The sequence below is a fragment of the Micromonospora matsumotoense genome, assembly GCF_900091525.1.
GTDB classification, from domain to species: domain Bacteria; phylum Actinomycetota; class Actinomycetes; order Mycobacteriales; family Micromonosporaceae; genus Micromonospora; species Micromonospora matsumotoensis.
Map to the genome: position 1 here is coordinate 481,645 of NZ_FMCU01000004.1, position 26,778 is coordinate 508,422.

Sequence of the window (26,778 nt, forward strand, 5' to 3'; positions counted from 1 at the left end):
CCGTTACAGGTCAGCTTTTTCTGCATTCTTCCCGCCGGCGCGACGGGGGCCGGTGATTAAACGGCGGACGGTGGACGGTGGACGCGATTCCCACCGGCCCCCACCACCACCGCGACCAATCGGCAAATGGCACCCTCAACCCGCCGGACATGGCCGTGTCCGGCGGGAAAATCCGCTGCTACGGTCGGTGATCCGCGCCGCCGTGAACACACCGGCGCCGACCCGGACCAGCCTTCTCCCGCCCAGATCCGGAGATCTCATGAAGTCCGTAGCCACCCCGGCCGAACTCACCGCTGCAATCGTGATGGCCGACATCGCCCTCGTCCTCCTGGTAGCCCACCTGTTCGGCGGGATCGCCCGCCGGCTGAGGCAGCCCGTGGTGATCGGCGAGATCCTCGCCGGCATCGCGCTGGGCCCCAGCCTGCTCGGCCTGTTCCCCGGCGACCTGACCGCCCTGCTCTTCCCCGCCGCCGCGCGGCCGTACCTGTCGGCCATCTCGCAGGTCGGCCTCCTGCTGTTCATGTTCCTCGTCGGGTGGGAGTTCGACCGGCGCATGATCTCCCGACGCAAGAGCCTCACCCTGTCGGTGTCGGTGTGCTCCATCGCTCTGGCCTTCACCCTCGGCGTCGGCCTGGCCAGGCTGATCTATCCCCGGCACGCGACGATCGGCGGCACCCACGTGCCGTTCGTCGCGTTCGCCCTCTTCCTCGGCGCCGCCATGGCCATCACCGCGTTCCCGGTCCTGGCCCGCATCCTGCGCGACCGCGGCCTGTCCCGTACCCAGGTCGGGGTGCTGGCACTGGCCAGCGCCGCCATCGACGACGTGCTGGCCTGGTGCATCCTCGCCGTGGTCGCGGCGGTCGCCACCGCCCGCGACGCCACCGATCTCGCCCAGGTGGTCCTCATGTCCGCCGGCTACATCGCGGTCATGGCGTTCGCGGTCCGCCCCGGCCTGGCCGCCCTGATCCGCCGCATCGGTCCGAACACCTACCAGCTCGCGGCCATCACCGCCGCCGGTGTCTTCCTGTCCTCCTACGCCACCACCTGGATCGGCATCCACGCCATCTTCGGGGCCTTCGCGTTCGGGTTCGTCATGCCCCGCCAACCGGCGGAGCCGCTGACCACGCACGTCCGGGTGCCGTTCGAGAACATCGGCCTGGTCCTGCTGCCGGTCTTCTTCATCGTCACCGGACTCAGCGTCGACATCGCCGCGCTGACCCTGACCAACCTGCTCGAACTGGCCGCGATCATCCTGGTCGCCTGCGTCGGCAAAATGGCCGGCGCCACCCTGCCCGCGCGGGCCTTCGGCCTGCCCTGGCCACAGGCGCGTCGACTGGGCATCCTCATGAACACCCGGGGGCTGACCGAGTTGATCGTGCTCAACATCGGCGTCTCCCTCGGCGTCCTCGACGGACAGCTGTTCACCATGATGGTCGTCATGGCCCTGGTGACCACCGCGATGGCCGGCCCGCTGCTGGCGACGCGCATGCCGGCGAGCGACGACGTGCCCATGCTGGCCGCCGAACCCGTGCCGGCCACCCGCTGAACACCGACTGCGGGGCCGGTCCCGGTGGCGCGCGCGACGCGCCACCGGGACCGGCCCCGCGGTTCAGTCCAGGGCGTGCCGCTGCCAGAGCTGGTGGACCTGCGCCTCGGCGGCGGTCGGCACGCCGGTGCCCGAGCTGAAGACGTAGTCCCAGGCGACCCCGGACGCCTCCGTCTTCAACACCTGCGGAACGATCCGCTCCGCCACCGGCAGCAGCCCGTCCCACGCCACGTCCACGTAGTTCGTCGTCGATTCCGGGTCCCGGTCGTGCGGACCGGGATACGGGGCCCGGGTCACCACGCCGTGCCCGACCAGGCCCCGCTGGCGACCCTGCATCAGCAGCCAGGCGTCGGCGCCCACCGGGATGTTCACCCGCCGTCCCACCGTCCACGAACCGGCCAACGTGCGCTGCGGGGAGACCCCCGGGGTCAGCGCCTCGTAGCTCGGCGTCCACCCGTTCCAACGCTGGGGGTTCCAGCCCAGGATGATCGCGGCCACCGTGCTCACCGCCCCGGAACCCGGGCCGCAGCGCCGTCGTAGTGCGCCACCAGCCGCTTCGGCGCCGCGCGCCGCCACCCTTCCACCACCAGCTCCCGGATCTCGTCCGGGTCCGCCCTGGCGAGCTGGGCGCGGACCCAGCCGAACCGGCCGAAGTAGTCCGCCGGGTCGAAGGTGTCCGGGTCGGCCGCCATCAGCTCGGCCTGGTCCTCCTTCGACGCCCTGATGATCGCCACCACCCCGTCGGCGGAGGTGCTGGCGAAGATGCGGTCCCGCACCCGGAACGTGGGATGCCCCCACGTCTCCTGCTCCACTGCCTCCGGCAGCGCGAGGGCGAACTCCCGTACCTGCTCGGGTGTCAACATCGTCGGTTCCCTCCGGGTCAGCGGGCGGCCACGCCCGCAGTGGGGCGTACCGCCCATTAGACGGTCGACGCCGGTTGCCGTCCGGGCGGACGCGCCGGCCCGCACCCGGGGACGGGCCACCGGGAGCGGCCGGCACGACACCGCGGCCGGGTATCGGGGTGCGGCCGGCAGCCGCCCCAGGGGTACGCGTACCGCGGGGGCGTGGACCTCGGCGGAGCCGTCCCGCCGGCCGTACGCGCGCACGGGGACTCCTCACCTGTTCGGACCGGACGGCGACCAGCAGCGTGCCACGGGTCGCCGGTGCGGGAAACGGCCACTTGCCGCCGGTCGACAGGACCAATCGTCGCCGTCCCCGCGAGCACCCGGACGGGCGACGACGCGGGGCGGGTCGCGTCGGCGGCACCGGCCCCGCCCGCCGCCGGAGTGGTCCCGGACCGCGCGGTGATGTGGCTCTGGCCGCCCCCGACGGCCGGCCATACCTTCAGGCCACTAATCCTGCTCGATACGTTCGGGAGTTGGGCCATGACCGGGATCAACCGCAGGACATTTCTGGGCATCAGCGCCGGCCTCGGCGTCGCCGGCCTCACCGGCTGTGGCAGCAGCATCGGCGCCGCCGCGGCCAGCGGGGACGGCCACACCGTCAAGGTGGGCCTCGTCATCCCGCAGGCCGGGGTCTACACCCCGCTGGGTGTCGACATCCAGCGGGGCTGGGACCTCTGGCTGCGCCAGCACGACGGCCGGCTGGGTGGGCGGCGGGTCACCACCGTCGTCGCCGACGAGGGCGAGGGGCCGCAGACCGGCGTGCCGGCCGTGCAGAAGCTGCTCCAGAACGACCGGGTCGACGTGCTGGTCGGCATCGTCAGCTCCGCCACCGCCCTCGGCGTGCGGGACCTGGTCACCAGCGCCCGTCGGCTGCTGGTGATCGCCAACGCGGGCGCGGGCGCCATCACCGGCACCAACCGCAGCCCCTACATCTGGCGTACCTCGTTCACCAACGCCCAGGTGGCCGCCGCGATGGGACGGCACCTGGCCGAAAGCGGCGTACGCCGGGTCTATGCGATCGCCCCCGACTACGTCGCCGGCACCGAGGCCATCAAGGGGTTCAGCAACGCCTACCGGGCCGGTGGTGGCACCATCGTCGGCCAGAGTCAGCCGCCGTTCGGCAAGACCCAGGACTACCAGCCCTTCCTCAGCCGGATCCAGTCCTCCGGCGCCCAGGGCACCTTCTGCTTCTTCGGGGGTGCCGAGTCGGTGGCCTTCGTCAAGCAGTACGCCCAGTTCGGCCTCTCCCGCACCATCCCGCTGTACGCGTCGGGGTTCCTCGTCGAAGGCGGCGTGCTCAGCGCACAGGGCCAGGCGGCCGACGGGGTGCTGTCGACGCTGCACTACACCTCCGAACTGGACAACCCGGCCAACACCGCGTTCGGCCAGGCGTTCCGTTCCGCCTACGACGCCACCCCCACCGCGTACGCGGTGCAGGCGTGGGACGCCGCCGAGGTGCTCTCCCGCGCCGTCGCGCAGGCCGGCGCCGTCGACGGGGACAGCCTCGCCGCGGCCCTCGGCTCGGTCGGCGTGCTCACCGACAGCCCCCGTGGACCGTGGTCCTTCGTACAGCAGTCGCCCCGGCAGAACTTCTACCTGCGCCGGGTGCGGACCAGGGCCGGCGCACCGGTCAACAGCGTCGTCGAGGACCTCGGTCCGCTCGACCCCGAGTCGTAACCGCACCACCGGACGGAGCCTCCACGATGCCCACCACGCAGATCGCCGTCACGGCTATGGTGAACGGCCTGGCCATCGGGCTGCTGCTGTTCATCACCGCCGCCGGCCTGTCCCTGATCTTCGGCATGATGGACGTGCTGAACCTCGCCCACGGCGCGCTGTTCCTCACCGGCGCCTACCTCGCCTGGTGGATCGGCGGCGAGCAGCAGACCTGGCCGTCGCTCGCCCGCGCGGTCGTCGCCGTCGTCGTGCTCGGGGCCGCCGCCGGTGGCCTGCTGTCGCTGCTGACCGCGCCGCTGTCCCGCCGCTCCCACCTCGAACAGGCGCTGCTCACCCTCGGCATCGCCCTGGTGGCCGCCGACATCCTGTCCGCGCTCTTCGGCGACGACGTCCGGGCCACCGAGCCACCGGCCGGCCTGGACGGCACCGTGACCATCGCCGGCTGGAGCTACCCGAGCTACCGGCTCGCCCTCGTCGGGATCGCCGCCCTGCTCGCCGCCGCCGTCTACTGGACCGTCGAACGCACCTCGCTCGGCGCGCTGTTCCGCGCCACGGTCAGCGACCGGGACATGGTCGCCACCGTCGGGGTGGACCCGCGCCTGGTCCGGGGCGGGGTGTTCGTCCTGGGCTCGGTGCTGGCCACCCTCGCCGGGCTGCTCGGCGCACCCATCTACCACGCCCGTCCCGGGCTGGACACCACCATCCTGGTGCTCGCCCTGGTGGTCGTGGTGGTCGGCGGGCTCGGCTCCATCCGGGGGCCGCTCATCGCCGCGCTGCTGTTCGGTCAGGTCGAGTCCGTCGGTCGGGCGGTGCTGCCCGGACTGGCCTCCTTCCTGCTCTTCGGCACGCTCGCGGCGGTGCTGGTCGTCCGCCCGCGCGGCCTGTTCACCCTCGCCCCGGGAGGACGACGATGACATCCCTGGCCCAGACCCGTGCTGCGCCCGCCCGGCCCCGGCTGGGGGTGGGAGCCCGCACGGCGACCGGGATCGCCGCCGGCACCCTGCTGCTGGCCGCCGCCCCGCTCTACCTCGCCCCGTACGCGACGACGACGCTGACCCGGATCCTCGTCTTCGGACTGCTCGCCGCGAGCCTCAACCTGCTCGTCGGGGTCGTCGGACTCCCGTCCCTGGGACACGCCGCGTTCTTCGGCGTCGGCGCGTACGCCGCCGCCTGGACCGCCATCCACGGGCTGGCCGGTGCGGGGGCGCTCCTGGTCGGGGTGGTCGTCGCGGCCCTCGTGGCGCTGGTCGCCGGGGCGGTCGCCGTCCGTGCGAGCGGCGTGTTCTTCCTCATGCTGACCCTGGCCATCGGCGAGCTGACGCAGCAGGCGGCCGACAGTTGGGAGTCGGTGACCGGCGGCTCCAACGGGCTGTACGGCGTACCGGCGCCGACGTTGTTCGGCACGGTCCTCGACCAACCCGCCACGACCTACTGGTATGTGCTGGGCTTCTTCGTCGTCGGCATGCTCGCCCTGCGCCTGGTGTCCACCTCGGCCCCCGGCGTGGTGCTGCGGGGCATCCGCGACAGCGAGGACCGGATGCGGGCGCTGGGCTACCGGACCACCGCGATCAAGCTCGGCGCGCTCGTCTTCGCCGGGGCGGTCGCCGGGCTGGCCGGCGGGCTCCTCGCCGCCCAGCAGCGGCTGGTGACCCCGGCCGACGTCGGCTTCGAGACCTCCGCGCTCGCCCTGCTCGCTGTGGTGATCGGCGGCACCGGCTCCTGGTGGGGCCCCTGCCTCGGCGCGGCCCTGGTCATCGTCGTGCGGGACTCACTGGGCGCGACCCTCGACGGTCACGGGCCGCTGGCCCTGGGGCTGCTGTTCGTCCTCGTCGTCTATCTGCTGCCCACCGGGATCGCCCGGATCCGGCTGAGGAGGGCCGCCTCGTGATCGATCTGCTCCGCTGCCAGGACGTGCAGCACCGCTACGGCGCGCTGACGGTGCTGCGCGGGGTGCGGTTGACGGTGTCCGCCGGCGACCGGCACGCGCTCATCGGGCCGAACGGCGCCGGCAAGAGCACCCTGCTGAAACTGATCGCCGGGGAGGAACGGCCGTCCGCCGGCACCGTCCACTACCGGGGCCGGGACGTCACCCGGGACCCCGTCCACCGGCGGGCCCGGGCGGGCATCGGCCGCAGCTTCCAGCACTCCACCCTGCTGGGTTCGCTCACCGCCGCACAGAACGTGGCCCTGGCGCTGACCGGTGGCCGGTTGCTGGCCCGGCACACCGACCGGCGTCACCGCGCCGAGGTGGCCGAGGCGCTCGCCCCGGTGGGCCTGACCGACCTGGCGGACGTGCCGGCGGCGGCGCTGTCCTACAGCCAGTGCCGCCGGCTGGAGATCGCGGTGGCCCTCGCGGCGAAGCCGCAACTGCTGCTGCTGGACGAGCCGGCCGCCGGCATGTCCGGCGAGGAACGGGGTGGGCTGGTGGAGCTGCTGCGCAGCGTGCCGCCCACCGTGACGATCGTGTTCGTCGAGCACGACCTGGACGTCGTGTTCGACGTCGCCACCCGGGTGAGCGTCCTGCACCTCGGCACCGTGCTGCACAGCGGCACGCCCGAGCAGGTACGGCGTAGTCCCGAGGTGCAGCAGGCGTACCTCGGCGGTCGGATGGAGGAGGTGCACGGTGAAGCTGGAGGTGCGTGAGCTGTCCGCCGGCTACGGGCAGGGGCAGGTGCTGCACGGGCTGGACCTCGACCTGCCCGCGGGTCAGGCGCTGGCCCTGCTCGGCCGCAACGGGGTCGGCAAGACCACCCTCGTCTGCACCCTCGCCGGGCTGCTGCGGCCCACCGGCGGGCGGGTGCTGCTGGACGGTCGGGACGTCACCGGGTGGCGGCCCGACCGGCTCGCCCGCGCCGGTGTCGCGTTGGTGCCGCAGGGCCGGCGGGTCTGGCCGGCGCTGACGGTGCACGAGCATCTGGCCCTGGCCACCCGGCACGGCGGCCGGACCTGGCCGACGGAGCGGGTCTACGAGGTGTTCCCCCGCCTGGCGCAGCGCCGGCGGCACCTCGCCGGGCAGTTGTCCGGGGGCGAGCAGCAGATGCTCGTCATCGGCCGGGCCCTGGCGACCGACCCGCGGCTGATCCTGATGGACGAGCCGTCCGAGGGGCTGGCGCCCATCGTCGTCGACCAGGTGGCCGAGGCGCTGCGGATGGTGGTCCGGGAGGGGTTGACGCTGCTGCTCGTGGAACACGACCTGCACCTGGCCCTCGGGGTGACCGAGCAGGCGGCGGTGATGGTCCGGGGCCTGATCGTGCACCGGTGCCCGACCCCGCAACTGCGCGGGGACCTGCCGACGATGCGGCGTCTGCTGGGCGTCGCGGGGTGAACGCCCGGCCCGGTGCGGCCCCACCGCCGTCGCTGGTGGGGCCGCACCGGGCCGGGTTCAGCCGTCGACGGCGCGGTGGCAGCCCACCAGGTGGTCGTCGACCATCCCGGTCGACTGCATCAGCGCGTACGCGCCGACCGGGCCGATGAACCGGAATCCGCGCCGCTTCAGCTCCCGCGCCATCGCGGTCGACTCGGGCGTACGGGCCGGCACCTCCGACGCCGTGCGGGGACGGGCCCGCCCACCGGCCGGCGCGTACGACCAGAGCAGGGCGTCGAGGCCGCCGGCCAGCGCGACGACGAGCCGGGCGTTGCCGATCGTCGCCTCGATCTTCGCCCGGTTGCGCACGATGCCCTCGGTGCCGAGCAGCCGGGCCACGTCGGTGTCGTCGTATCCGGCGACCGTCTCGGGGACGAAGTCGTCGAAGGCGGACCGGAAGGCGTCCCGCTTGTGCAGGATCGTCGACCACGACAACCCCGCCTGGAAGGTCTCCAACGCCAGGTGTGCGAAGAGCGGGGCGTCGCCGTGCACGGGCCGACCCCACTCGTCGTCGTGGTACGCCACGTACACGGGGGTGCCGGTGCACCAACCACAGCGCGGCACGCCGTCGGGTCCGGTGCTGATCTGCATCGTCGTCTCCTGTCGGGGGCGGGGGTCAGCCCGCCGGGATGCTGCGCTGACGCGGCAACCGCTGCCACAACCGCCGCAGCCCGGCCGTGTGCCCGTCGTCGAGCCGCAGCAGGAAGGTGTCCTCCAGCTCCCGACGCCACTCGTCGAAGGTGGTCAGCACCCGGTGGTGCACGCCGTCGCCGTCGATGCGGGTCAGCTGGCAGTCGACAAGCGACCACACCACGTCGTCCGGGCCCCGGTTGGTCACGATGAGCCGGCGGACGAACGTGGAGGTCGGCGCGGTGGAGAGCACGTGGTGGGCTTCGGCGAAGTCGTGCGGCTGCGCCGGCCGGTCCTCCCAGTCCATCACGGTGAACGACCCACGGGGGTCGTGGGTGAACCGCCAACCCCACGCCGCCTCGGCGAAGCCGAAGGTCAACGGCGGGTGTCGGACCACGCCGGGACGTAATGGCACCGGGCCCAGCAGCCCGTCACCGAGCCCGACGTCGACGAACCAGCGCCGGCCCTCCAGGGTGACGGTCATGGTCAGGTGGTTGGCGAACTGCACGCCGTCCGGCAGCGCCGGCGCCTTCTTCACCTGCCCCCGGTGCAGGGTGACGTCGAAGCCCAACGCGGCCAGCAGGGCGGCGAACGCGCCGTTGAGGTGGAAGCAGTAACCGGCGTCGCCGCCGGCCAGCCGCGCGGCGTTGCCGGCGGGGTCGACGTCGGTGGGCAGCCCCAGCCGGATGTCGAGATTGTGGTACGGAATCCGCCGCACGTGGCGTTCGTGCAGCCGGACCAGGGTGGCCAGGTTCACCCGGGGCCGACCGGGTTCGTCCAGGCGGCTGAGGTAGCGATGCACCACCTCGTCACCGATCCGGGTCACAGACGGCTCCTGCATGTCGGGACAGTTACCTTTCCCCCCGTGACGCCGGGGCGGCGCCATCCGTGGAGATGGCACCGCCCCGGTCGGTCGTCAGCGGGTCGTCGGGCCGCTCGTGCGGCTGCGCTTGAGCTCGTAGAATCCGGGGGTCTGGGCGACCAGGAGGAAGCCGTCCCAGAGCCGGGCGGCGTCCTCGCCGCGCGGAGCGGGGGTGACCACCGGGCCGAACAGCGCCACCGGATCACCGCCGGGCACGTGCACGTGGATCGTCGGCGTGCCGACGTCCAGCCCGACCGGCTGCATCCCCGCCTGGTGGCTCTTGCGCACCGCGTCGTCGAGCCCCGCGTCGTCCGCCGCGTCGGCCAGGCCCCCGGGCAGGCCGCACTCGGTGAGCGCCGCCTTGTACAGCGCCGGCCCGTACGACTGGCCCTTGACGTGTCGGCGGGTGCCCATGGCGTCGTAGAGCGACCGGACGGCGTCCGGCCCGTGCTGCTGCTCGGCCGCCATCAGCACCCGTACCGGCCGCCGCCACGGTCCGATGTTGCGCTGGTAGAACGCGTCGATGTCGGCGCGTCCCTCGTTGAGCGCGGACAGGCTCATGATCCGGAATCGCACGTCCAGCGGGCGTTGCCGCTCGGCGTCGAGCAGCCAGCGCGACGTCAGCCACGCCCACGGGCAGACCGGGTCGACGAACATGTCCACCAGGATTCGGTTCACTTCAGGCACCGTCGTACATCCTTCGGTTGATTCATCGGAACGCCGGACCCACCAGGCCGGCACTGAGGGTCGCCCCGTCGCGGGGGTCGATGAGCAGCAGCGACCCCGTGCCCCGGATGAGGCGGTAGGGGTCCGCGGCGATCGGTTCGTCGAGATCCAGCACCACGCTCGCGATGTCGTTGACGGCCAGCGGGTCGGAGTTCGGGGTGTGCTCCACGGTGGCGAGGTCGAGGCGGTCGACGATCGACGCCACCGTCCCCCCGACCACCCGGGTCTGGTGCTGCACCAGCACCCGGGCGCCCTCGGCGAGCCGGCGCTCCGCGACGTGGCACAGCGTCGCGGAGACCTGCCGGGTCGTCGTCGGTATCCGGTCCGCCGCGACGATCATGTCGCCCCGCCCGACGTCGCCCTCGACGTCGAGCTGGACGCTGATCGACATCCCGGCGCGGGCGTGCTCCGTCGGTGTGCCGAGCCGGTGGATGGCGGTGACCACCGCCGGCCGTCCTGTCGGCATGACCAGGACCTGCTGGCCGACGCGGAGCTGACCGGCGACGAGCTGACCGGCGGGCGCCCCGTTCCCGGGCAGGACGTACTGCACCGGCAGCCGGGCCGGCAGCGCGGTCAGGTCCTCGTCGAGGTCGACCCGCTCCAGGTGTTGCAGGAAGGTCGGCCCGGTGTACCACGGCATCTCGGTCGAGGCGTCGACGACGTTGTCGCCGCGCAGCGCCGACAACGGGATGGACCGCACGTCGGGTATCCCGAGCGAGCCGGCCAGCCGGCGGAACTCGTCGTCGATCTCGGCGAACCGCTCCTCGGCGAAGTCCACCAGGTCCATCTTGTTGACCGCCAGCACCACGTGCGGGGTACGCAGCAGTGCGGCCACGGCGGTGTGTCGCCGGGTCTGGGTCACCACCCCGTGCCGGGCGTCGACCAGGATCACGGCCAGGTGGGCGGTGGAGGCACCGGTGACCATGTTCCGGGTGTACTGCACGTGCCCGGGGGTGTCGGCCAGGATGAACCGGCGGTTTCCGGTGGCGAAGTAGCGGTAGGCGACGTCGATGGTGATGCCCTGTTCGCGTTCGGCCCGCAGCCCGTCGGTCAGCAGGGCCAGGTCGGCCTGTCCGTAGCCACGGGCGCGGCTGGCGGACTCCACCGCCTCCAACTGGTCGGCCAGCACCGACTTGGAGTCGTAGAGGAGACGGCCCACCAGGGTGGACTTTCCGTCGTCGACGGAACCGGCGGTGGCGAGCCGGAGCAGCTCGCTGTCCCGGGCGGTGTCGAGGCTGAGCGTGGTCACTAGAAGTACCCCTCCCGCTTGCGGTCCTCCATGGCGGTGTCCGACAACTTGTCGTCGGCCCGGCTCGATCCCCGTTCGGTGATCCGGGACAGGCTGATCTCGGCGATCACCTCGTCGATGGTGGCGGCCTCGGACACCAGGGCCCCGGTGCAGGACATGTCCCCGACCGTGCGGTACCGCACGGTGCGTTCCTGCACCTGCTCGTCGCGGCGCGGTCCGCCCCACTCCCCCGGCGCCAGCCACATCCCGTTGCGCAGGAAGACCCGGCGCTGATGGGCGAAGTAGATGGCGGGCAGGGGTATCTCCTCCCGGGCGATGTAGTGCCACACGTCGAGTTCGGTCCAGTTCGACAGCGGGAAGACCCGCACGTGACCGCCGGGGTCGTGCCGGCCGTTGTACAGGTTCCACAGCTCCGGGCGTTGCTGGCGCGGGTCCCACTGCCCGAACTCGTCGCGCAGCGAGAACACCCGCTCCTTGGCCCGCGCCTTCTCCTCGTCGCGGCGGCCGCCGCCGAACACGGCGTCGAACCGGTGCTGCCCGATGGCGTCGAGCAGCGGTACGGTCTGCAACGGGTTCCGGCTGCCGTCGGGACGCTCGGTCAGCCGGCCGTCGTCGATGTAGTCCTGGACGTGTGCCACCCGCAGCGTGAGCTGGTGCTCCGCCACCACCTTGTCGCGGTACTCGATCACCTCGGGAAAGTTGTGCCCGGTGTCGACGTGCATGACGGGGAAGGGCAGCAGGCCCGGCAGGAACGCCTTGCGGGCCAGGTGGAGCATGACGGCGGAGTCCTTGCCGCCGCTGAAGAGCAGGACGGGTCGCTCCAGCGTGCCCGCCACCTCACGGATGATGTGCACCGCCTCGGCCTCGAGGACGTCGAGGTAGGACATCCGCAGGCTGGGTGCGGTCTCGGATGCGGTCTGAGTGAACGCCATGGCGTTGTCTCCCCACAGGTGTCGGCCCGGTGGGCCGGTCAGGTCGAGGTGCCCGGTCGCACGTACCCTGCGGTACGCAGCTCGGGCGGGTAGACGATCGGCACGGTGGAGATGTCCTGGTCGATCTCCTGGTACTGCTGGAGCACCACCGGCGGCGGGCTGTGGTGCCAGTGGGTCTCGCCGCGGGCGAAGCTGACCGGTCCACGCCAGGTGTCGAAGGTGCCCTTCTCCAACGCGTCGATCAGCTCCGCCCGCCCGACCCCGTCCGCCTGGCGCAGGGCCTGGGCGATGATGGTGATGTCGGTGAAGGCGTTGAGGGCGGTGTCCGGCGGCATCGTGCCGTACGTGTCGCGGTAGCGGTCCACGAACCACCGGCCGATCGGGGTGAGCCCCGACCAGTTCGGGCTGAACTGGGTGGCCGGCCACACCAGGTGCAGGCCGTGCGTGCCGAGCGCCTTCCAGTAGTCCGCCGCCCGCAGTGGCCACTGGAACGGCGCCAACATGGGCACCTGCGGCAGCAGCCCGATCTCGGCGGCCTGCTGCACGATGAGGTGGTTGGTGCGGACCACCCCGACGTTGATCACCACGTCCGGCTGCCACTGCTGGATCTCGCGCAGCTGGGGGCGCAGGTCCGTCGTCGACTCCTGGTCGAACTCCACGGCGTACAGCTCCATCGGCTCGTCCGCCGCCTGCAACTCGGCGGTGAGCAACGCGGCGGCGCTACGGCCGAACACCGTGTCGGCGTGGATCAGGCCGACCCGCCGGAAGCCCTGCTCGGCGGCGAACCGGATCAGCACCGGGGCGCGCTCGGCCATCGAGGTGAACGTCCGGAAGACCGCCCGCCGCTGCTGCGCGGTGACCGCCGGATGGGCGTTCTCGATGAACAGCGGCACCCCGATCCGGTCGGCCAGCTCCGCGACCTCCTCGGTGTAGCGCAGGTGCCAGGGGCCCAGGACGGCCAACGCCCGGTCGACGATCGCCACCTTCGCCAGCGCGCCCACCGCCGAGCGGGGCATCGTGCCACCGTCGAGCGTGACGGTCTCCTGGTCGTCCCGGACGACGAAGTCGAACTGGAGGCCGTCGCGGATTCCACCGTGGTCCCGCACGTACTCGGCGCCGATCAGGGCCCCGCGCACGGCGAGCGTGCCGGCCGTGGGGTCACCGGGCAGGGACAGTGGGGTCACGATGCCCACGGTGACGGTGGGTGCACCCGCCACCGTGCGGGCGAAGGCGCGGACCTGGTCGTTGACCGTCTCCAGCACCGTGGGCTCCGACGTCGTGCTCACACCCGTCCTCCGATCTGGTACTTCGTCAGGTATGCGGAGAAGCGCTCGTCGAGCTCGTCGGCGTCGAGGCCGTAGTCCTCGGCCCGGTAGACGTGCCTGCCGAGCTTGTCCTTGCGGTTCGCCGCGAGGTAGCCGCGGAACGCCTGCTCGACCTCGCCGTCCCAGCGGGCACCGAGGAATTCGCAGATCTCGGCCATCACCGCGATCGGGTCGGCCATCAGGCGCTGGTAGTCGACGTCGAGCACCGGCGTGTCGGCGATCTTGTCCCGCTCGGCGCGCGCGAACAGGTCGAGCATCTCCGCGAAGCGTTCGGTCCAGAGCGTACCCAGCGCGAGACGGTCCACCTGGTCGGCGCGCGCGAGTCGGATGATCTCGGTGAGGCTGCACGTCGAGGGGATGGTGACGCTCGGGGCGCGGTGCATGTAGATCAGCCGGGCGTCCGGGTAGGTGCGGGCGAGCGCGTCGGCCCGCCACAGGTGGAACGGGTCCTTGAGCACCAGCGTGTCGGTGGGCACCCGCCAGACGATGTGCTGCATCAGGTAGCGGTGGTAGTCGTAGGCGTCGTACTGGTCCTGGGTCCGCAGCCACTCGCCGTAGCTGGGCACGGTGTAGCGCAGCTCGTACGCCATGGTCTTGAACGTCGGCGCGGTCAGCCGGTGGTCCTCGTCCGGGCGGTGCGGCTCCCACAGGTGCACCGGCTTGAGCGCCGGCGCGACCGTGTAGTAGTCGGTGCAGAAGTTCTCCGCGGCCCGGACCAGCGCCTGCCGGGTCGCCTCGTCGCGGTCGTCGGTCGCGGGCGCCATCAGCTCCCACAGGTCGGGTGCCCGCAGATCCGGGTGCTGGCCGAGCAGGTTGTGCATCAGCGTGGTGCCGCTGCGGGTCATGCCCGTGACGAACACCGGCTGGTGGATCTCGGTCGAGGCGATCTCGGGGTTCTTCACCCGGGCCCGGTGAGCGGCGGCCTGGGTGGCGAGCGCGGCGATCAGGGCGCCCCGGACCGACCGGCGGCCGGCCTCGTTCAGGCCACCCTCCGTGTCCAACGCCCCCAGGAGCCGGTCGAGGGCGTCGAGGTGCGCGAACTCGAAGCCCGGAACTCCCGCCCTCTCCCGGGCTGCCTCGACGAACTCCTCCACCCGGTAGGTGTCCTGACTCGGTTCGATGACGGCGGTCACGGCGTACTCCCCTCTATCTGGCTGCAAGCGCGGCGGATCGGGCTGCCGGTCCGCGCGGTCGGTGCGCCGCACCGCGGAGCCGGACCGACCGACGGACCGCGACGAATGTGAACAACGGTCACGGTAGGTAGCGACGATAGGCACCCGACCCCGGTCGGTACAGGGCCACATCAGCCGTTTCCGGGGAACCAAAGCCGACGCCGACAAGTGGCCCGGGGTCCGACGTCAATGTGGCTCTGGAGCGGTGGCGAGCAGCGGCCCTATGGTCGGCCCAGCCAATCGGCGATGCACCGCGGATCGGAGGACCAGATGCCGTCGGCGACTCGGGCCGTCCCCCTGCTGCTGTGGGAGACGGGGGTCAGCGAAGGAATCGAGGACAGTCGGTACCGACCCGTCGTCGCCGACTCCTGGCTCCTGACCGATGGTCGGGCACGGGCCTATCCGCTGCACTGGCGACGCTTCGGTGCCGCCGTGCAACGGTTCGGGGTCCCGGCGCACCGGGTGGCGTCCTTCGGGACGTCGGTCACCGCGGCGCTGCCCCGCTCCGGGGTCTGGTTCCCCCGCATCGAACTGCACATGATCCCCACGCAGCGGCTGGCCCTGCGGCTGCGTCCCGCCCCACCACTGGTCAGCAGGGCACGCGGCTGGCTCTGGCCGCATCCGGACCCCCGGCGGCTGCCCCACCTCAAGGGGCCGGACTTCGAGAAGCTGGAGAAGATCAGGGCCGCCGCCCAGGACGCGGGCGCCGACGAGGCCCTGCTGTGCGACGAGCAGGGTCTGGTCCGCGAGGGGGCGTTCAGCACGCTCTACTGGTGGTCGGCCGGCATCCTGCACACCCCGCCGGACGACGGGCGGATCCTGCCCGGCGTCACCCGGCGGCTGCTGCTGGCCCGCTGCGCCGCGCTCGGCCTGCCGGTGCGGCACCGCCTGCCGAGCGTGGCGGAGCTGCTCGACAGCGAGGTGTGGATCACCAGTGCCCTGCACGGCATCCGAGTACTGACCGAGATCAACGGACAGCCGACCGCTCCCGTCCACGAGCGGCGGTTGCACGAGTGGCGCGCCCATCTCGACGCGCTGAGCGAACCCCTGCCCGACCCCGAGGCCATCTGGCCGCACCGAAGCACCGAGGAGGCACCATGAAGCTCAGGTCACTACAGCGTTATCTGGCATCGGTCCCGCGCATGCACTTCGGGCGGTCGCACCGGGGGCTGCGGGCCCGGCTGGAGCTGCTGGCCACGCGTCAGCTCGGCGCGGGCGACTTCCTGTGGCATGCCCTGGAGCGGGGGCAGGACCACGACGCGCCGCTGTTCCACCACCTGCCGCCCGGCGGCGGCCCGGACGACCTGATCGTCTACAGCCTGGCGACGCTGCGCGACCAGACCGAGCGGTACGCCCGGTGGTACCACAACGCCGGGGTCACCCACGGCGACCGGGTGGGGGTGTTCACCCGCAACGGCATGGCGAGCTTCGTGCACTTCCTGGCGCTCAACAGCCTCGGGGCGATCCCCGCCGTGATCAACCCGAACATGCTGCCCGACACCGCCGCCAAGTACCTCGACCGGCTCGACGCGGTCGGCGTGGTGGTCGACGCGGACAAGCTCGGCCCGCTGCTCAACGGCATGGCCGACGCCCGTCCGTTCCGGTTCACCGCCTCGCAGGAGGAGATGCACGCCGCGCCGCCGGCCGGCCCGCTGCCCGGGGTCTACCCCTACCGGCACGGCGACCGCGACCCGGTGCTCATCTCGCACTCCTCGGGCACCACCGGCATGCCCAAGGCCGCCACGTTCGGCCACCGCCAGTTCTTCGCCGGCAAGCGCCCCCGGATCATGACGCTGCCGTCCGGCCCGGACGACAAGATGCTGCTGGCCTTCCCGGCCTCGCACTCGTCCGGCTACAGCTACATGATGATGGCCACCCTCATCGGCCTGCCCACCCTGGTGATGGAGTCCCAGGACGGGGCGACGGTGGCCCAGGCGATGCGGTGGTGGAAGCCCAGCGTGGTGACCGGCTTCCCGATCACCTTCACCGAGATGCTCGCGCTCGGCCTGGAGCCGTCCGCCGCGGCGAACGTGACGACCTGGATCAGCACGGCGGACGCCTCGCACGAGGCCCACGTCCGGGAGCTGGTCCGGCTCGGCCGGCACCGGGAGAACGGCAGCTGGCGGCCGGGGTCGCACTACCTCGACGGGTTGGGCGCCTCGGAGATGGGCATGGCGCTGTTCCTCAACATCCACGGTCCCAAGACCGACGCCTACGACCGCTGCGTCGGCTACCCCGAGCCGATCGTCGAGGACGCGGTGGTCTTCGACGAGGACGGTCGGGAGCTGGGCCCCAACGAGGTCGGCTACCTGGCGGTGCACACCCCGACGGTGACCCTGGGCTACTGGGGCAACCACGAGCTGACGCACAAGTCCATCCGCAACGGCTACTGGCTGACCGGTGACATCGGCTACCGGGACGACAAGGGCCGCTTCTACCACTACGACCGGACGACGGACGTGATCACGACGCGACGCGGACCGGTCTACAGCCTCACCCTCGAAGAGGAGATCTTCAAGGCGTGCCGGGCGGTCGTGGACTGCGCCGTCGTCGGGGTGGTCGACCCGGTCGAGCCGACCTCGTTCGCGCCGATCGCCGCGCTGCGGCTCATCGACCAGGCGGACATCTCCGCCGAGGAGCTGCTGACCCTGGTCAACCGCGCCCTGCGGGCGGCGGGCCGGCACGAGCTGGCGGCGGCGGTGATCTCCAAGGACGACACCAAGATCCCGCTCGGGGTCACCGGCAAGGTACTCAAGCGTGAGGTGCGGGCGCAGTTCGCCCAGCTGCTGCTGACCGACGACGACGGCGGGCTGGACGTGGCGCGTACCCGCACCGAGCAGTCGGTCCTGCGGGAGCTGAGCACCTCGCAGGCGACCGCCGGGGCCCCGCAGGACCAGGCCACCTCCGCCGTCTGAGCGGCCACCGGGGCGGGCGGTTTCCCCACCGCCCGCCCCGGAGCGCGTCCTCAGCACGTGGCGACGAAGTCCCGCAACGCGGCGCCGATCTCGTCCGGCGAGTCCTCCTGCACGTAGTGGCTGCCGGTGACGGTGACCTCGCGCTGGTGGGGGAAGGTCCGGGCGAACGCCAGCGCCCGGCCGGTCAGCAACGCCCCCGGCTCGGCGACCACCAGCAGCTTCGGCACCGGCGAGGCGACCAGCCACCGGCCGTACTCCTCGACGATGGCCGTCACGTCCGCCGGCTCGCCCTCGATGGGCAGCTCCCGGGGGAACACGAGGGTCGGCCGTCGGGAGTCGGGGTCACCGAAGGGCCGGCGGTAGTGGTCCAGTTCCGCCTCCGACAGGGGGCGCACCACACTGCGCGGCAGCACCACCTCGACGAAGAAGTTCTCCTGGAGCACCATGCGTTCCCCCTCGGGCGAGCGCATGGCACGGAAGAGCTGGTCGCGGCCGGCCTCGAAGTCGCTCCACCGGCGGGGTTGGACGATCGCCTCCAGGTAGGCGATGGCCCGGACCCGCTCGGGGTGGCGGGCCGCCCAGTGGAAACCCAGCGCGGAACCCCAGTCGTGCAGCACCAGGGTGACCGGCCGGTCGCCCACCACGGCGTCGAACCAGGCGTCGAGATACCGCGCCTGGTCGGTGAAGCGGTAGCGGCCGTCGGGCGCCGGCCCGGAGCCGCCCATCCCGACCAGGTCGGGGGCGAGGCAGCGACCCTGGTCGCGGACCGCCGGGATGATGTTGCGCCACAGGTACGAGTAGGTGGGGTTGCCGTGCAGGAACACGATCGGATCACCGGCCCCCACGTCGACGTACGAGAGGTGGGTCCCGCACAGGTCGATCCGACGGCGTGGGTGTGGGTCGGCCACGGAGACGGGCACCGCGGCGGGCATGGAACTGTGTGTCACTTGTAGACCTCCTCGCCCCAGTGATAGCAAGCGGGCCAGGCAATTCCGGGGAATCCGTGTGACGGCGTGTCCGGCCACGGACGACAGTTCGCGCTCCGCAGCCCGACACCATTCATGAACTGTTCGCGAAAAGTCAAAGAATGACATGGTGAATCTGACTCGGCTCCGCCCTGGTCAGGCGATGCCGGATGCCGTGACCGGCCCCGACCGGCCCGACCGCCGACGCAAATGGCACCGACGCGACTTCGCACATGGGCCTGTGCACCGGCACCGCCGCTTCGTACGTTTCCTGTGTCGACCCGAGGGCCCGGACGAGTGTTTCTCGGATCTCCGGACGCCACCGATATGTCAAATGCGCCACGCGGGTTTTCCGCCGGCTCACGAAAGAGGGAGGACCAGATGCAGGGACTGATCCAGGTCGCCGGGGTCATCGACCAGGACGAGGCCGACCTGATCTGCGCGGAGGGCGCCGACTGGCTGGGGTTCGCCCTGCGGTTGCCGGCGAAGAACGAGGACCTGTCCGAGGCCGCCGCCGCCGCCATCGTCGCGGCGATCCAGCCCCGCCACCGGGGCGTGCTGATCACCTATCTGACCGAGGCCGAGGAGATCCGGCAGTTCTGCGCCGAACTCGGCGTCACCGCCGTGCAGCTGCACGGCGACGTCGACCCCGCGCAGCTGCGCCGGTTGCGTCAGATCGACCCCGACCTTTATGTCCTCAAGAGCCTCGTGGTCAAGGAGGACAACATCGACGAACTGACCAAGATCGTCGATGAGAGCGCCGAGTGGGTCGACATGTACATCACCGACAGCTTCAACCCCGCCACCGGCGCCAAGGGCGCGACCGGCCTCGTCCACGACTGGTCGGTCAGCGCCGAGCTGGTCCGCGTCGCGCCCCGGCCGCTGATGCTGGCCGGTGGCCTGAACCCCGACAACGTGGCGGCGGCCATCGCCGCGGTACGCCCCGCCGCCGTCGACGCGCACACCGGCCTGGAGGGCGCCGACCGCCGCAAGGACCGCGCGAAGGTGCGCCGGTTCGTCACCGTCGCCCGCCAGGCGTTCGCCGACCTCGCCGGACAGGACTGAGAGCCATGACCGACACCGCCATCGACACCGGCCCCAGCCACACCGCCGTGACCGGCCCCCCCGTGACCACCCGCCTGCACCTGCTGCCGCAGACCAACCGGCTGCGGTCGCTGCACACGGTCATCCGCGACCGCGACGCCTCCCGGGCCGACTTCGTGCAGACCTCCGCCCAGATCTTCCGGCTGCTCCTCGACACCGCCCTCGACCTGCTCCCGGTCACGACGCGGTCGGTACGGACCCCGGTCGGGCAGACCTACCACGGGCTACGGCCGGCCGCACCGGTCTGCGGGGTGTCCATCGCCCGTGCCGGCGAGAGCATGGAGGCGGAGCTGCGGGCCATGCTGCCGCAGACCCGGATCGGCAAGATCCTGATCCAACGGGACAGGACCACGAAGCTGCCGCACCTGCACTACGCGGCCCTGCCCCCGGACATCGCCACGTCCCAGGTGCTGCTGCTGGACCCGATGCTCGCCACCGGCGGCACCGCGCTGGCCGCGATCGCCCTGCTCCGCGAATACGGGGTCTTCGAGGAGGACATCGTCTTCGTCACCCTGCTCTCCTCGCCGGAGGGCATCAGCGCGGTCCACGACCGGCACCCCCGGGTACGGATCGTCACCTCCGCCGTCGAGGAACGCCTCAACGGGGACGCCTACATGGTGCCCGGCATCGGTGACTTCGGTGACCGTTACTTCGGGACGGACCAGCCCCGATGAGGCGCGGTGGAGTCGTCAGCGACATCGGGATCACCGCCCTGGCACCGGCGATCTGGGGAAGCACGTACCTCGTCACCACCGAACTGCTGCCCCCCGGCCGGCCGTACCTGGCCGCCCTCGCCCGCGCCCTGCCGGCCGGACTCGCCCTGATGGCCTTCGGCCGGGTGATGCCGCGTGGCGCGTGGATCTGGCGGGCGCTGCTGCTCGGCACCCTCAACATCGGCCTGTTCTTCGTGCTGCTCTTCATCGCCGCGTACCGGCTGCCCGGCGGCGTCGCAGCCCTGATCATGTCGTTCCAGCCGATGCTCGTGCTGGTCCTCGCAGCGCTGCTGCTGCGCGACCGCATCCGCCCGCTGCACGTCGTGGCGTGCCTGCTCGGGGCGACCGGGGTCGCGCTGCTGGTGCTGCGCCCGACCGCCGAGCTGGATCCGCTGGGCGTCGTCGCTGCCCTGGCCGGTGCGGCCAGCATGGCCAGCGGAATCGTGCTGACCAAACGGTGGGCGCGGCCCCCCGGGGTCGGGGTGTTGCAGTTCACCGGCTGGCAGCTGACCGCCGGCGGGTTGGTCCTGCTCCCCGCCACCCTGCTGCTGGAGGGGCTGCCGGACCACCTCACCGGTCCGAACCTGGCCGGCCTGGCCTACCTGGGCATCGTCGGATCGCTGTTCGGCTACGCGGTCTGGTTCCGCGGGCTGGAACGGCTGCCCGCCCTGGCCGCCTCCTTCCTCAGCCTGGTCAGCCCGATCGTCGCCAGCCTGCTGGGCTTCGCCTTCCTCGACCAGAAACTCAGCGCCGCCCAGCTCGTCGGAGCCCTGGTCATCGTCGCCGCAGTCGCCCTCGCCCAGCGCAGGTCGTCCCCGCCGGCACCGCCACCCGCCCCGGTGTCGGTGGCACCCCCGGCACTGACCAGCCGGTGAGGCGTCACCCACCACAGGGGGAAGCATGCCTACCACGCCCGCCACCACCGAAGCCCGCGAGCCGGGCACCGACGCCCACGAACCTGCCGCCGCCACCCTGCCCGACCTGCTCGACGCGCAGGTCCGGGCCGACCCCGACGCGGTCGCCGTCCGGCACGGGCCGGCGGGGATCACCCGCCGGGAGCTGGCCCGCCGGGCCCGTACCCTCGCGGCCCACCTCCGCGCGCGGGGCACCGGCCCCGACGACCGGGTCGGGCTCTTCGCCGAGCCGTCCGCCGCGCTCGTCGTCGGGGCCTGGGGAATCCTGTACGCGTCGGCGGCCTACCTGCCCCTGGCGCCCGACTATCCCGACGAGCGCCTGCGCTACATGGCCACCGACGCCGGGCTCCGCATCGTCGTCGCCCAGGACGACCTCGTCGAACGCCTGTCGGACCTGGTCGGGCCCGGCACGTCCATCGTGCCGCTGAGCGCGTGGCACGACGCGTCCCCGCCCGACGTGCCCCGCCACGGGCCGCGCCCCCGCGACCTCGCCTACGTCATCTACACCTCCGGCAGCACCGGCCGACCCAAGGGCGTGATGATCGAACACCGCAGCATCGTCAGCCAACTGCGGTGGCTGCGGGACACCTACCGCCTCGACGAGGCCGTCATCCTCCAGAAGACCCCGATGAGCTTCGACGCCGCGCAGTGGGAGATCCTCGCCCCGGCCTGCGGTGGCACCGTCGTCGCCGGCACCCCGGGTCTGCACCGCGACCCCGAGGCCATCATCGAGACCATCCGGCGGCACGGCGTCACCGCCCTGCAGTGCGTGCCGACCCTGTTGCGGGCGCTCGTCGACACCGACCGCCTCGGCGCCTGCACCACCCTGCGGCAGATCTTCACCGGCGGTGAGGCGCTGTCCACGACGCTGGCCGCCGACGTGCTCAGGGCGCACCCCGGCACACTGGTCAACCTCTACGGCCCCACCGAGTGCACCATCAACTCCTCCGCGTTCACCGTCGATCCGGCGACCCTCGACCACGCCCAGCAGTCCGTGTCGATCGGCCGGCCCGTCGCCGGCCTGCGCTACGTCATCGTCGACACCGACGACGTGCCGGTGACCGGTGACACCGTCGGGGAACTGCTCATCGGTGGCATCCAGCTCGCCCGGGGCTACCTGCACCGGCCGGCCCTGACCGCGCAACGCTTCGTGCCCGACCCGGCCACCGGCGAGCGGCTCTACCGCACCGGCGACCTGGCCGCCCGCCACCACGACGGCACCGTACGGTTCGTCGGCCGGGTCGACAACCAGGTGAAGCTGCGCGGGTTCCGGGTCGAACTCGACGAGGTACGCCTCGCCGTGGAGGCCCACCAGTGGGTCCGGCACGCCGGGATGCTGGTCCGCGACGACAGGCGTACCGGCCACCCGCACCTGCTCGCCTTCGTCGAACTCAACCCGCGCGAGGCGGCGCTGATGGACCAGGGCCGGCAGGAGGCGCACCACCGGTCGAAGGAGAGCCGCCTCCAGGTCCGGGCGCAGTTGTCGCACGTCGGGGTGCGTACCCCGGAGGAACTGGCCGGGCGGGCGGCGCTCGCCCTGCCCGGGGCCGAGCCCACCGAGGAGCAGGTGCGGCGGGTGTTCGCCCGCAAGACGTACCGCTTCTACGAGGGACCGCCGGTCACCCGCGCCGACCTGCTGGCGCTGCTGCGTCCCGCAGCGCACGGGGACCTCCCCGCGCGCCCGCTCGATCAGCTCGACCTGGCCACCTTCGGGGAGATCCTCCGCTACCTGGGGCAGTTCGTCAGCGACGAACGGTTGCTGCCCAAGTACGGCTACGCCTCACCCGGCGCCCTCAACGCCACCCAGCTCTACCTGGAGATCCACCAGCTGTGGGGGCAGCCGTCCGGCTACTACTACCACCATCCCCTCACCCACGAGCTGTTCCTGATCGGCCCCGCCACGCCGCAGCCCGAGCCGACGGTCCGGCTGCACCTGGTCGGCCGACGACGGGCCATCGAACCCGTCTACCGCAACAACATCCGGGAGGTCCTGGAGATCGAGACCGGCCACCTGGTCGGCCTGTTGGAGCAGGTCCTCCCCGGGTACGGGCTGACCGTCACGGCGGCGGACCACGCACCGCCGACCATCCGGCACCTCGACTGCGCCGACGACGACCTCTACCTCGGCAGCTTCACGCTGACCCCGTACACCCCGCCGCCCCCGGACGAGATCGACGTGTACGTCCAGGTCCACCCGGACCGGGGCGTGGACCTGCCCCCCGGCCAGTACCTGCACCGCGACGGCGACCTGGTCCGGGTCGACGACGCCCTGGTGCTGCGCCAGCACGTCATCGCGATCAACCAGCAGGTGTACGACCGGGCCGCGATCGGCATCAGCATGGTCAGCACGACCCCGACCCGCTGGCGGCGGTACGTCGACCTGGGTCGCGCCCTGCAACGGCTGTCCATGAACGACCTCGACTTCGGGTTCATGTCCTCCGGTTACAGCTCGGACACCGGTCACGACCTGCCGTCGGCACACCGCCTCCGGGGCATCCTGCGCCGGCACGGGCTGCCCGACGGGCCGTCGTACTTCGCCGTGGGTGGGCGGGTCAGCCCCGCCCAGGTGGCCGGCCGGGGAATGAAGGAGGACGTCGTCCACATGAAGGGGCCGGCGGAGCTGATCCGGGACGACCTGGCCGGCCGGCTTCCCGACTACATGCTGCCCAACAAGGTGGTGATCGTCGACCGGATGCCGCTGACCGCGAACGGCAAGACCGATCTCACGGCGCTCGCCGCGCGGGTGGCCGACGATCCCGGCCCGCAACGGCCGTTCGTGGCACCGCGCACCGACCTGGAGCGCCGCATCGCGCGCCTGTGGAAGGAGGCCGTCCGCCAGGACGAGGTCTCGGTCCACGACGACTTCTTCGCCTGTGGCGGCAACTCGCTGATCGCCGTCGCCCTGATCAACCGGCTCAACCGGGTGTTCGGCGCGGCGCTGCCGATGCAGGTCATCTTCGACAGCCCGACAGTGGCCCAACTGGCGCGGCGCATCGCCCAACGCGACCAGGTGAGCAGGTCCCGGCTGGTGCCGTTGGCGCGGACCCGGGAGGGTCGCTCCGTCTACTGCTGGCCGGGCCTCGGCGGCTACCCGATGAACCTGCGGCTGCTGGCCGGCACCGTCGGCCGGCCCTTCCACGGCGTGCAGGCGTACGGCGTGAACCCGGGAGAGGAGCCCTACCGCACGATCTCCCGGATGGCGGCCGAGGACATCCGGGCGATCCGGGAACGGCAACCCCGCGGCCCCTACACGCTGTGGGGTTACTCGTTCGGCACCCGGGTGGCGGTGGAGGCCGCGTACCAGTTGGAGCAGGCCGGCGAGCAGGTGGACCAACTCGTTCTGATCGCCCCCGGATCACCCCGGGTCCGGGTGTCGGCGGGCCCGGCCACTGACGGCCCGGCGAGCTTCGCCAGCCCGACGTACCTGGCGGTGCTGTGCTCCGTGTTCGCGGGCACGGTCAGCGGTCCGGTGATCGAGGAGTGTCTGGCCACCGTCGTGGACGAGGAGACCTTCACCGGGTTCGTCCGGCGGCACTTCCCCGCCTTGGACCTGCCGCTGGTCCGCCGGATCACCCGGGTCGTCGCCCGTACGTACGGGCTGCGCCACACCGAGGCCGAACTCGCCCGGCGGCCGGTGCGGGCCCCGGTGACGGTGCTGCGGACCCGGGGCGACCAGGAGTCCTTCCTGGACACCGCCGTCGCCCGCCGCAACCTCTCCCCCGTGGTCGTCGACCTGGCCGCCGACCACTACGCGGTGCTGCGCGAACCCGGGGTGCACCAGGTGGTGGCGGCGCTGCCCGCCCGGTCCCGCCGTCGACCGGTCCGCCCGCACGTGAGCATCACCCACCTGCCGATCGCCCTGACCGACGAGCAGCACAACCGCCTGGTGACCGCCGTCACCCGCGCCATGACCAGGGCGTTCGGCTGCGACGAGGACGCGGTGTCCATCGCGCTGGAGGCGGTCCTGGAGGAGTGAGCCGACCCCGGCCCGCACCCGCCACAGACGGCCCGACCCGACCGGCGACCCGAGACCGACCTGCCCGAAACCGCACCTGCCCTGCCCGAAACCGGTCCCGCGTTGCCCGGACCGGACCGACCGAGGAGCCCGCATGACACGCAACGTCCACTCCACCGTCGAGGTGCGGTTGAGTGAGGAGGTCGCCGACGCCCTGGCCGAGGGGCGGGCCGTGGTGACGTTGGAATCCAATGTGATCACCCACGGGCTGCGCTACCCGGACAACGCCGCCACCGCGCACCGGGTGGAGGAGGCCGTCCGCTCGGGCGGCGCGGTGCCGGCGACGGTCGCGGTCGACCACGGGGTGATCCGGGTCGGCATGAGCGCGGCGGACATCGAGCGGTTCGCCTCGACGCCCGGAATCCCCAAGGTCAGCGCCCGGGACCTGCCGGTGGCGCTCGCCCGGGGCGGCATGGGCGCGCTGACGGTGGCGAGTTCGTTGATCGCGGCGGATCTGGCCGGCATCGCGTTCTTCGCGTCCGCCGGCATCGGCGGTGTCCACCGGGGCGCCGAGACGAGCATGGACATCTCCTCGGATCTCGTCCAGTTCACCCGTTCCCGGGTCGCCGTGGTGTGCGCCGGCGCCAAGAAGATCCTCGACCTCGGACTGACCATGGAATACCTGGAGACCCACTCGGTGCCGGTGGTCTCCTACCGTTCCGACGACTTCCCGGCCTTCTACTGCGTCTCCAGCGGCCTCGCCAGCCCCTGCCGCGTCGACGACGACATGGTCATCGCCCGCGCGGTGGAGAACCACTGGGCACTGGGCAACCACAGCTCCTTCCTGATCACCACCCCGGTCGACGCCGAGGAGGCCGTGGACGACGCCGAGGTCGACCAGGCGATCGACGAGGCGATGTCGGCCGCCCGCCGGGACGGGGTACGCGGCAACGCCATCACGAAGTACCTCATGCGCGCCGTCGACGCGGCCACCCAGGGCCGCTCGTCCCGGGCCAACATGGCGGTGCTGATCAGCACCGCCCGCACCGGTGGCCGCCTCGCCGCGGCCCACGCCCGACACCTGGCCGAGGTCGGGAGCCCGGCGACCGCCGGGGCCTCGTCGCCGGCCCCGGTGCCGGCGGCTGCCGGGACGGCGCACGCCCTGCCCGGTCTCGGGCGGTGACGACGGTGTGGCGTTGGCTGACTGCAGGTGAGTCGCATGGTCCGGCTCTGGTGGCGTTGTTGGAGGGGGTTCCCGCCGGGGTGGCGGTGACCACCGGTGACATCGTGGGTGAGTTGTCGCGTCGTCGGTTGGGTTACGGCCGGGGTGCGCGGATGGCGTTCGAGCGGGATGAGGTCGAGGTTGTCGGTGGTCTGCGGCATGGGTTGACTTTGGGTAGTCCGGTGGCGATCCGGGTGGGGAATTCGGAGTGGCCGAAGTGGCAGACGGTGATGGCCGCTGACCTGGTCGATCCGGACGAGTTGGCGAGTCAGGCCCGGAACGCGCCGTTGACGCGTCCCCGGCCCGGCCACGCCGACCTGGCCGGCATGCAGAAGTACGGCCACACCGACGCCCGGCCGATTCTGGAGCGGGCCAGCGCCCGGGAGACCGCCGCCCGGGTGGCCGTGGGCACCGTGGCGAAGGCCCTGGTGAAGCAGGCCCTCGGTATCGAGATCGTGTCGCATGTGGTGGAGTTGGGGTCGGTGGCCGCGAAGCCGGGGCTGCGGCCGACGCCCGAGGACGCTGAGCGGATCGACGCGGACCCGTTGCGGTGTCTCGATCCGGACGCGAGTGCCCGGATGGTCGCCGAGGTCGACGCGGCG

General features: G+C 72.2%; 24 protein-coding genes. 14 read left to right on the top strand and 10 right to left on the bottom strand.

Annotated features, from left to right (window positions below; all coding sequences use genetic code 11):
* Positions 1-259: 259 nt before the first annotated feature.
* Positions 260-1,546, top strand: a complete 1,287-nt coding sequence (locus tag GA0070216_RS11810) for a cation:proton antiporter domain-containing protein (RefSeq protein ID WP_091243800.1) — start codon at positions 260-262, stop codon at positions 1,544-1,546.
* A gap of 63 nt (positions 1,547-1,609) precedes the next feature.
* Here GA0070216_RS11810 and GA0070216_RS11815 read toward each other — a convergent pair whose 3' ends face one another.
* On the bottom strand, positions 1,610-2,053 hold the full coding sequence (locus tag GA0070216_RS11815) for a hypothetical protein (RefSeq protein ID WP_091243803.1): 444 nt from the start codon (positions 2,051-2,053) through the stop codon (positions 1,610-1,612).
* Positions 2,050-2,409 (bottom strand): MmcQ/YjbR family DNA-binding protein, encoded by a 360-nt coding sequence (locus GA0070216_RS11820; protein ID WP_091244018.1) that lies wholly within the window; start codon positions 2,407-2,409, stop codon positions 2,050-2,052. Before GA0070216_RS11820 ends, GA0070216_RS11815 begins: the two co-directional genes overlap by 4 nt.
* A gap of 522 nt (positions 2,410-2,931) precedes the next feature.
* On the opposite strand from GA0070216_RS11820, the gene GA0070216_RS11825 reads away from it, so the two are divergent.
* From GA0070216_RS11825 to GA0070216_RS11845, 5 genes are read left to right on the top strand one after another with little or no spacing between them, the layout of a single operon-like run.
* Positions 2,932-4,128, top strand: a complete 1,197-nt coding sequence (locus tag GA0070216_RS11825; protein WP_176738927.1) for an ABC transporter substrate-binding protein — start codon at positions 2,932-2,934, stop codon at positions 4,126-4,128.
* Positions 4,129-4,154: 26 nt separating this feature from the next.
* Complete coding sequence (locus GA0070216_RS11830; protein ID WP_091243809.1) at positions 4,155-5,042, top strand: branched-chain amino acid ABC transporter permease; 888 nt, start codon at positions 4,155-4,157, stop codon at positions 5,040-5,042.
* The gene (locus tag GA0070216_RS11835) at positions 5,039-6,016 is read left to right on the top strand and encodes a branched-chain amino acid ABC transporter permease (protein ID WP_091243812.1); all 978 of its coding nucleotides are present in this window, start codon (positions 5,039-5,041) and stop codon (positions 6,014-6,016) included. The genes GA0070216_RS11830 and GA0070216_RS11835 overlap by 4 nt, the downstream gene beginning before the upstream one ends.
* Positions 6,013-6,771, top strand: coding sequence for an ABC transporter ATP-binding protein (locus tag GA0070216_RS34500; RefSeq protein WP_176738928.1), 759 nt, complete (start codon positions 6,013-6,015; stop codon positions 6,769-6,771). Before GA0070216_RS11835 ends, GA0070216_RS34500 begins: the two co-directional genes overlap by 4 nt.
* Positions 6,752-7,453, top strand: a complete 702-nt coding sequence (locus GA0070216_RS11845) for an ABC transporter ATP-binding protein (RefSeq protein ID WP_091243820.1) — start codon at positions 6,752-6,754, stop codon at positions 7,451-7,453. Before GA0070216_RS34500 ends, GA0070216_RS11845 begins: the two co-directional genes overlap by 20 nt.
* A 57-nt stretch (positions 7,454-7,510) precedes the next feature.
* Here GA0070216_RS11845 and GA0070216_RS11850 read toward each other — a convergent pair whose 3' ends face one another.
* The 7 genes from GA0070216_RS11850 to GA0070216_RS11880 form a co-directional block, all read right to left on the bottom strand.
* Positions 7,511-8,083, bottom strand: coding sequence for a DNA-3-methyladenine glycosylase I (locus tag GA0070216_RS11850; protein ID WP_091243824.1), 573 nt, complete (start codon positions 8,081-8,083; stop codon positions 7,511-7,513).
* 25 nt (positions 8,084-8,108) lie between these two features.
* Entirely contained in the window at positions 8,109-8,963 is an 855-nt protein-coding gene (locus GA0070216_RS11855; protein ID WP_176738929.1) for an arylamine N-acetyltransferase family protein, read from the bottom strand.
* Between the two features lie 75 nt (positions 8,964-9,038).
* Entirely contained in the window at positions 9,039-9,641 is a 603-nt protein-coding gene (locus tag GA0070216_RS11860) for a mycothiol-dependent nitroreductase Rv2466c family protein (RefSeq protein ID WP_091244021.1), read from the bottom strand.
* Between the two features lie 52 nt (positions 9,642-9,693).
* The gene (locus tag GA0070216_RS11865) at positions 9,694-10,959 is read right to left on the bottom strand and encodes a sulfate adenylyltransferase subunit 1 (RefSeq protein ID WP_091243831.1); all 1,266 of its coding nucleotides are present in this window, start codon (positions 10,957-10,959) and stop codon (positions 9,694-9,696) included.
* Positions 10,959-11,891, bottom strand: coding sequence for a sulfate adenylyltransferase subunit CysD (cysD, locus tag GA0070216_RS11870; protein WP_091243833.1), 933 nt, complete (start codon positions 11,889-11,891; stop codon positions 10,959-10,961). The genes GA0070216_RS11865 and cysD overlap by 1 nt, the downstream gene beginning before the upstream one ends.
* Before the next feature lie 38 nt (positions 11,892-11,929).
* Positions 11,930-13,177: an ABC transporter substrate-binding protein gene (locus GA0070216_RS11875; protein WP_176738930.1), complete on the bottom strand. Its 1,248-nt coding sequence runs from the start codon at positions 13,175-13,177 to the stop codon at positions 11,930-11,932.
* The gene (locus tag GA0070216_RS11880) at positions 13,174-14,349 is read right to left on the bottom strand and encodes a sulfotransferase family protein (protein ID WP_176738931.1); all 1,176 of its coding nucleotides are present in this window, start codon (positions 14,347-14,349) and stop codon (positions 13,174-13,176) included. The genes GA0070216_RS11875 and GA0070216_RS11880 overlap by 4 nt, the downstream gene beginning before the upstream one ends.
* Before the next feature lie 309 nt (positions 14,350-14,658).
* On the opposite strand from GA0070216_RS11880, the gene GA0070216_RS11885 reads away from it, so the two are divergent.
* Positions 14,659-15,489 (top strand): aminotransferase class IV, encoded by an 831-nt coding sequence (locus tag GA0070216_RS11885; RefSeq protein WP_176738932.1) that lies wholly within the window; start codon positions 14,659-14,661, stop codon positions 15,487-15,489.
* Positions 15,486-17,303, top strand: coding sequence for a class I adenylate-forming enzyme family protein (locus GA0070216_RS11890; RefSeq protein WP_218108175.1), 1,818 nt, complete (start codon positions 15,486-15,488; stop codon positions 17,301-17,303). The genes GA0070216_RS11885 and GA0070216_RS11890 overlap by 4 nt, the downstream gene beginning before the upstream one ends.
* Before the next feature lie 50 nt (positions 17,304-17,353).
* Here the strand turns inward: GA0070216_RS11890 and GA0070216_RS11895 are convergent, their stop codons facing one another.
* Positions 17,354-18,250, bottom strand: a complete 897-nt coding sequence (locus tag GA0070216_RS11895) for a haloalkane dehalogenase (protein WP_218108176.1) — start codon at positions 18,248-18,250, stop codon at positions 17,354-17,356.
* 399 nt (positions 18,251-18,649) lie between these two features.
* Here GA0070216_RS11895 and GA0070216_RS11900 point away from each other — a divergent pair, with 399 nt between their 5' ends.
* The 6 genes from GA0070216_RS11900 to GA0070216_RS11925 all read left to right on the top strand — a co-directional run.
* Positions 18,650-19,333: a phosphoribosylanthranilate isomerase gene (locus GA0070216_RS11900; protein ID WP_091243853.1), complete on the top strand. Its 684-nt coding sequence runs from the start codon at positions 18,650-18,652 to the stop codon at positions 19,331-19,333.
* A 5-nt stretch (positions 19,334-19,338) separates the two neighbouring features.
* Positions 19,339-20,046 (top strand): uracil phosphoribosyltransferase, encoded by a 708-nt coding sequence (gene upp / locus GA0070216_RS11905; protein WP_176738933.1) that lies wholly within the window; start codon positions 19,339-19,341, stop codon positions 20,044-20,046.
* Positions 20,043-20,960, top strand: coding sequence for an EamA family transporter (locus GA0070216_RS11910; RefSeq protein WP_091243856.1), 918 nt, complete (start codon positions 20,043-20,045; stop codon positions 20,958-20,960). Before upp ends, GA0070216_RS11910 begins: the two co-directional genes overlap by 4 nt.
* Positions 20,961-20,985: 25 nt before the next feature.
* Positions 20,986-24,975, top strand: a complete 3,990-nt coding sequence (locus tag GA0070216_RS11915; RefSeq protein ID WP_091243858.1) for an amino acid adenylation domain-containing protein — start codon at positions 20,986-20,988, stop codon at positions 24,973-24,975.
* 133 nt (positions 24,976-25,108) lie between these two features.
* Complete coding sequence (locus GA0070216_RS11920; RefSeq protein ID WP_091243861.1) at positions 25,109-26,137, top strand: pseudouridine-5'-phosphate glycosidase; 1,029 nt, start codon at positions 25,109-25,111, stop codon at positions 26,135-26,137.
* A gap of 5 nt (positions 26,138-26,142) precedes the next feature.
* On the top strand, positions 26,143-26,778 hold a 636-nt coding region (locus GA0070216_RS11925), incomplete at its 3' end, for a chorismate synthase (RefSeq protein ID WP_141723059.1).

Coding starts and splice junctions, on each gene's coding strand:
- GA0070216_RS11825 (WP_176738927.1), top strand. CDS start 2,932: ATGACCGGGATCAACCGCAGGACATTTCTGGGCATCAGCGCCGGCCTC.
- GA0070216_RS11910 (WP_091243856.1), top strand. CDS start 20,043: ATGAGGCGCGGTGGAGTCGTCAGCGACATCGGGATCACCGCCCTGGCA.
- GA0070216_RS11855 (WP_176738929.1), bottom strand. CDS start 8,963: ATGCAGGAGCCGTCTGTGACCCGGATCGGTGACGAGGTGGTGCATCGC.
- GA0070216_RS11850 (WP_091243824.1), bottom strand. CDS start 8,083: ATGCAGATCAGCACCGGACCCGACGGCGTGCCGCGCTGTGGTTGGTGC.
- GA0070216_RS11885 (WP_176738932.1), top strand. CDS start 14,659: ATGCCGTCGGCGACTCGGGCCGTCCCCCTGCTGCTGTGGGAGACGGGG.
- upp (WP_176738933.1), top strand. CDS start 19,339: ATGACCGACACCGCCATCGACACCGGCCCCAGCCACACCGCCGTGACC.
- GA0070216_RS11830 (WP_091243809.1), top strand. CDS start 4,155: ATGCCCACCACGCAGATCGCCGTCACGGCTATGGTGAACGGCCTGGCC.
- cysD (WP_091243833.1), bottom strand. CDS start 11,891: ATGGCGTTCACTCAGACCGCATCCGAGACCGCACCCAGCCTGCGGATG.
- GA0070216_RS11820 (WP_091244018.1), bottom strand. CDS start 2,409: ATGTTGACACCCGAGCAGGTACGGGAGTTCGCCCTCGCGCTGCCGGAG.
- GA0070216_RS11810 (WP_091243800.1), top strand. CDS start 260: ATGAAGTCCGTAGCCACCCCGGCCGAACTCACCGCTGCAATCGTGATG.
- GA0070216_RS11900 (WP_091243853.1), top strand. CDS start 18,650: ATGCAGGGACTGATCCAGGTCGCCGGGGTCATCGACCAGGACGAGGCC.
- GA0070216_RS11860 (WP_091244021.1), bottom strand. CDS start 9,641: ATGTTCGTCGACCCGGTCTGCCCGTGGGCGTGGCTGACGTCGCGCTGG.
- GA0070216_RS11920 (WP_091243861.1), top strand. CDS start 25,109: ATGACACGCAACGTCCACTCCACCGTCGAGGTGCGGTTGAGTGAGGAG.
- GA0070216_RS11835 (WP_091243812.1), top strand. CDS start 5,039: ATGACATCCCTGGCCCAGACCCGTGCTGCGCCCGCCCGGCCCCGGCTG.
- GA0070216_RS11890 (WP_218108175.1), top strand. CDS start 15,486: ATGAAGCTCAGGTCACTACAGCGTTATCTGGCATCGGTCCCGCGCATG.
- GA0070216_RS11915 (WP_091243858.1), top strand. CDS start 20,986: ATGCCTACCACGCCCGCCACCACCGAAGCCCGCGAGCCGGGCACCGAC.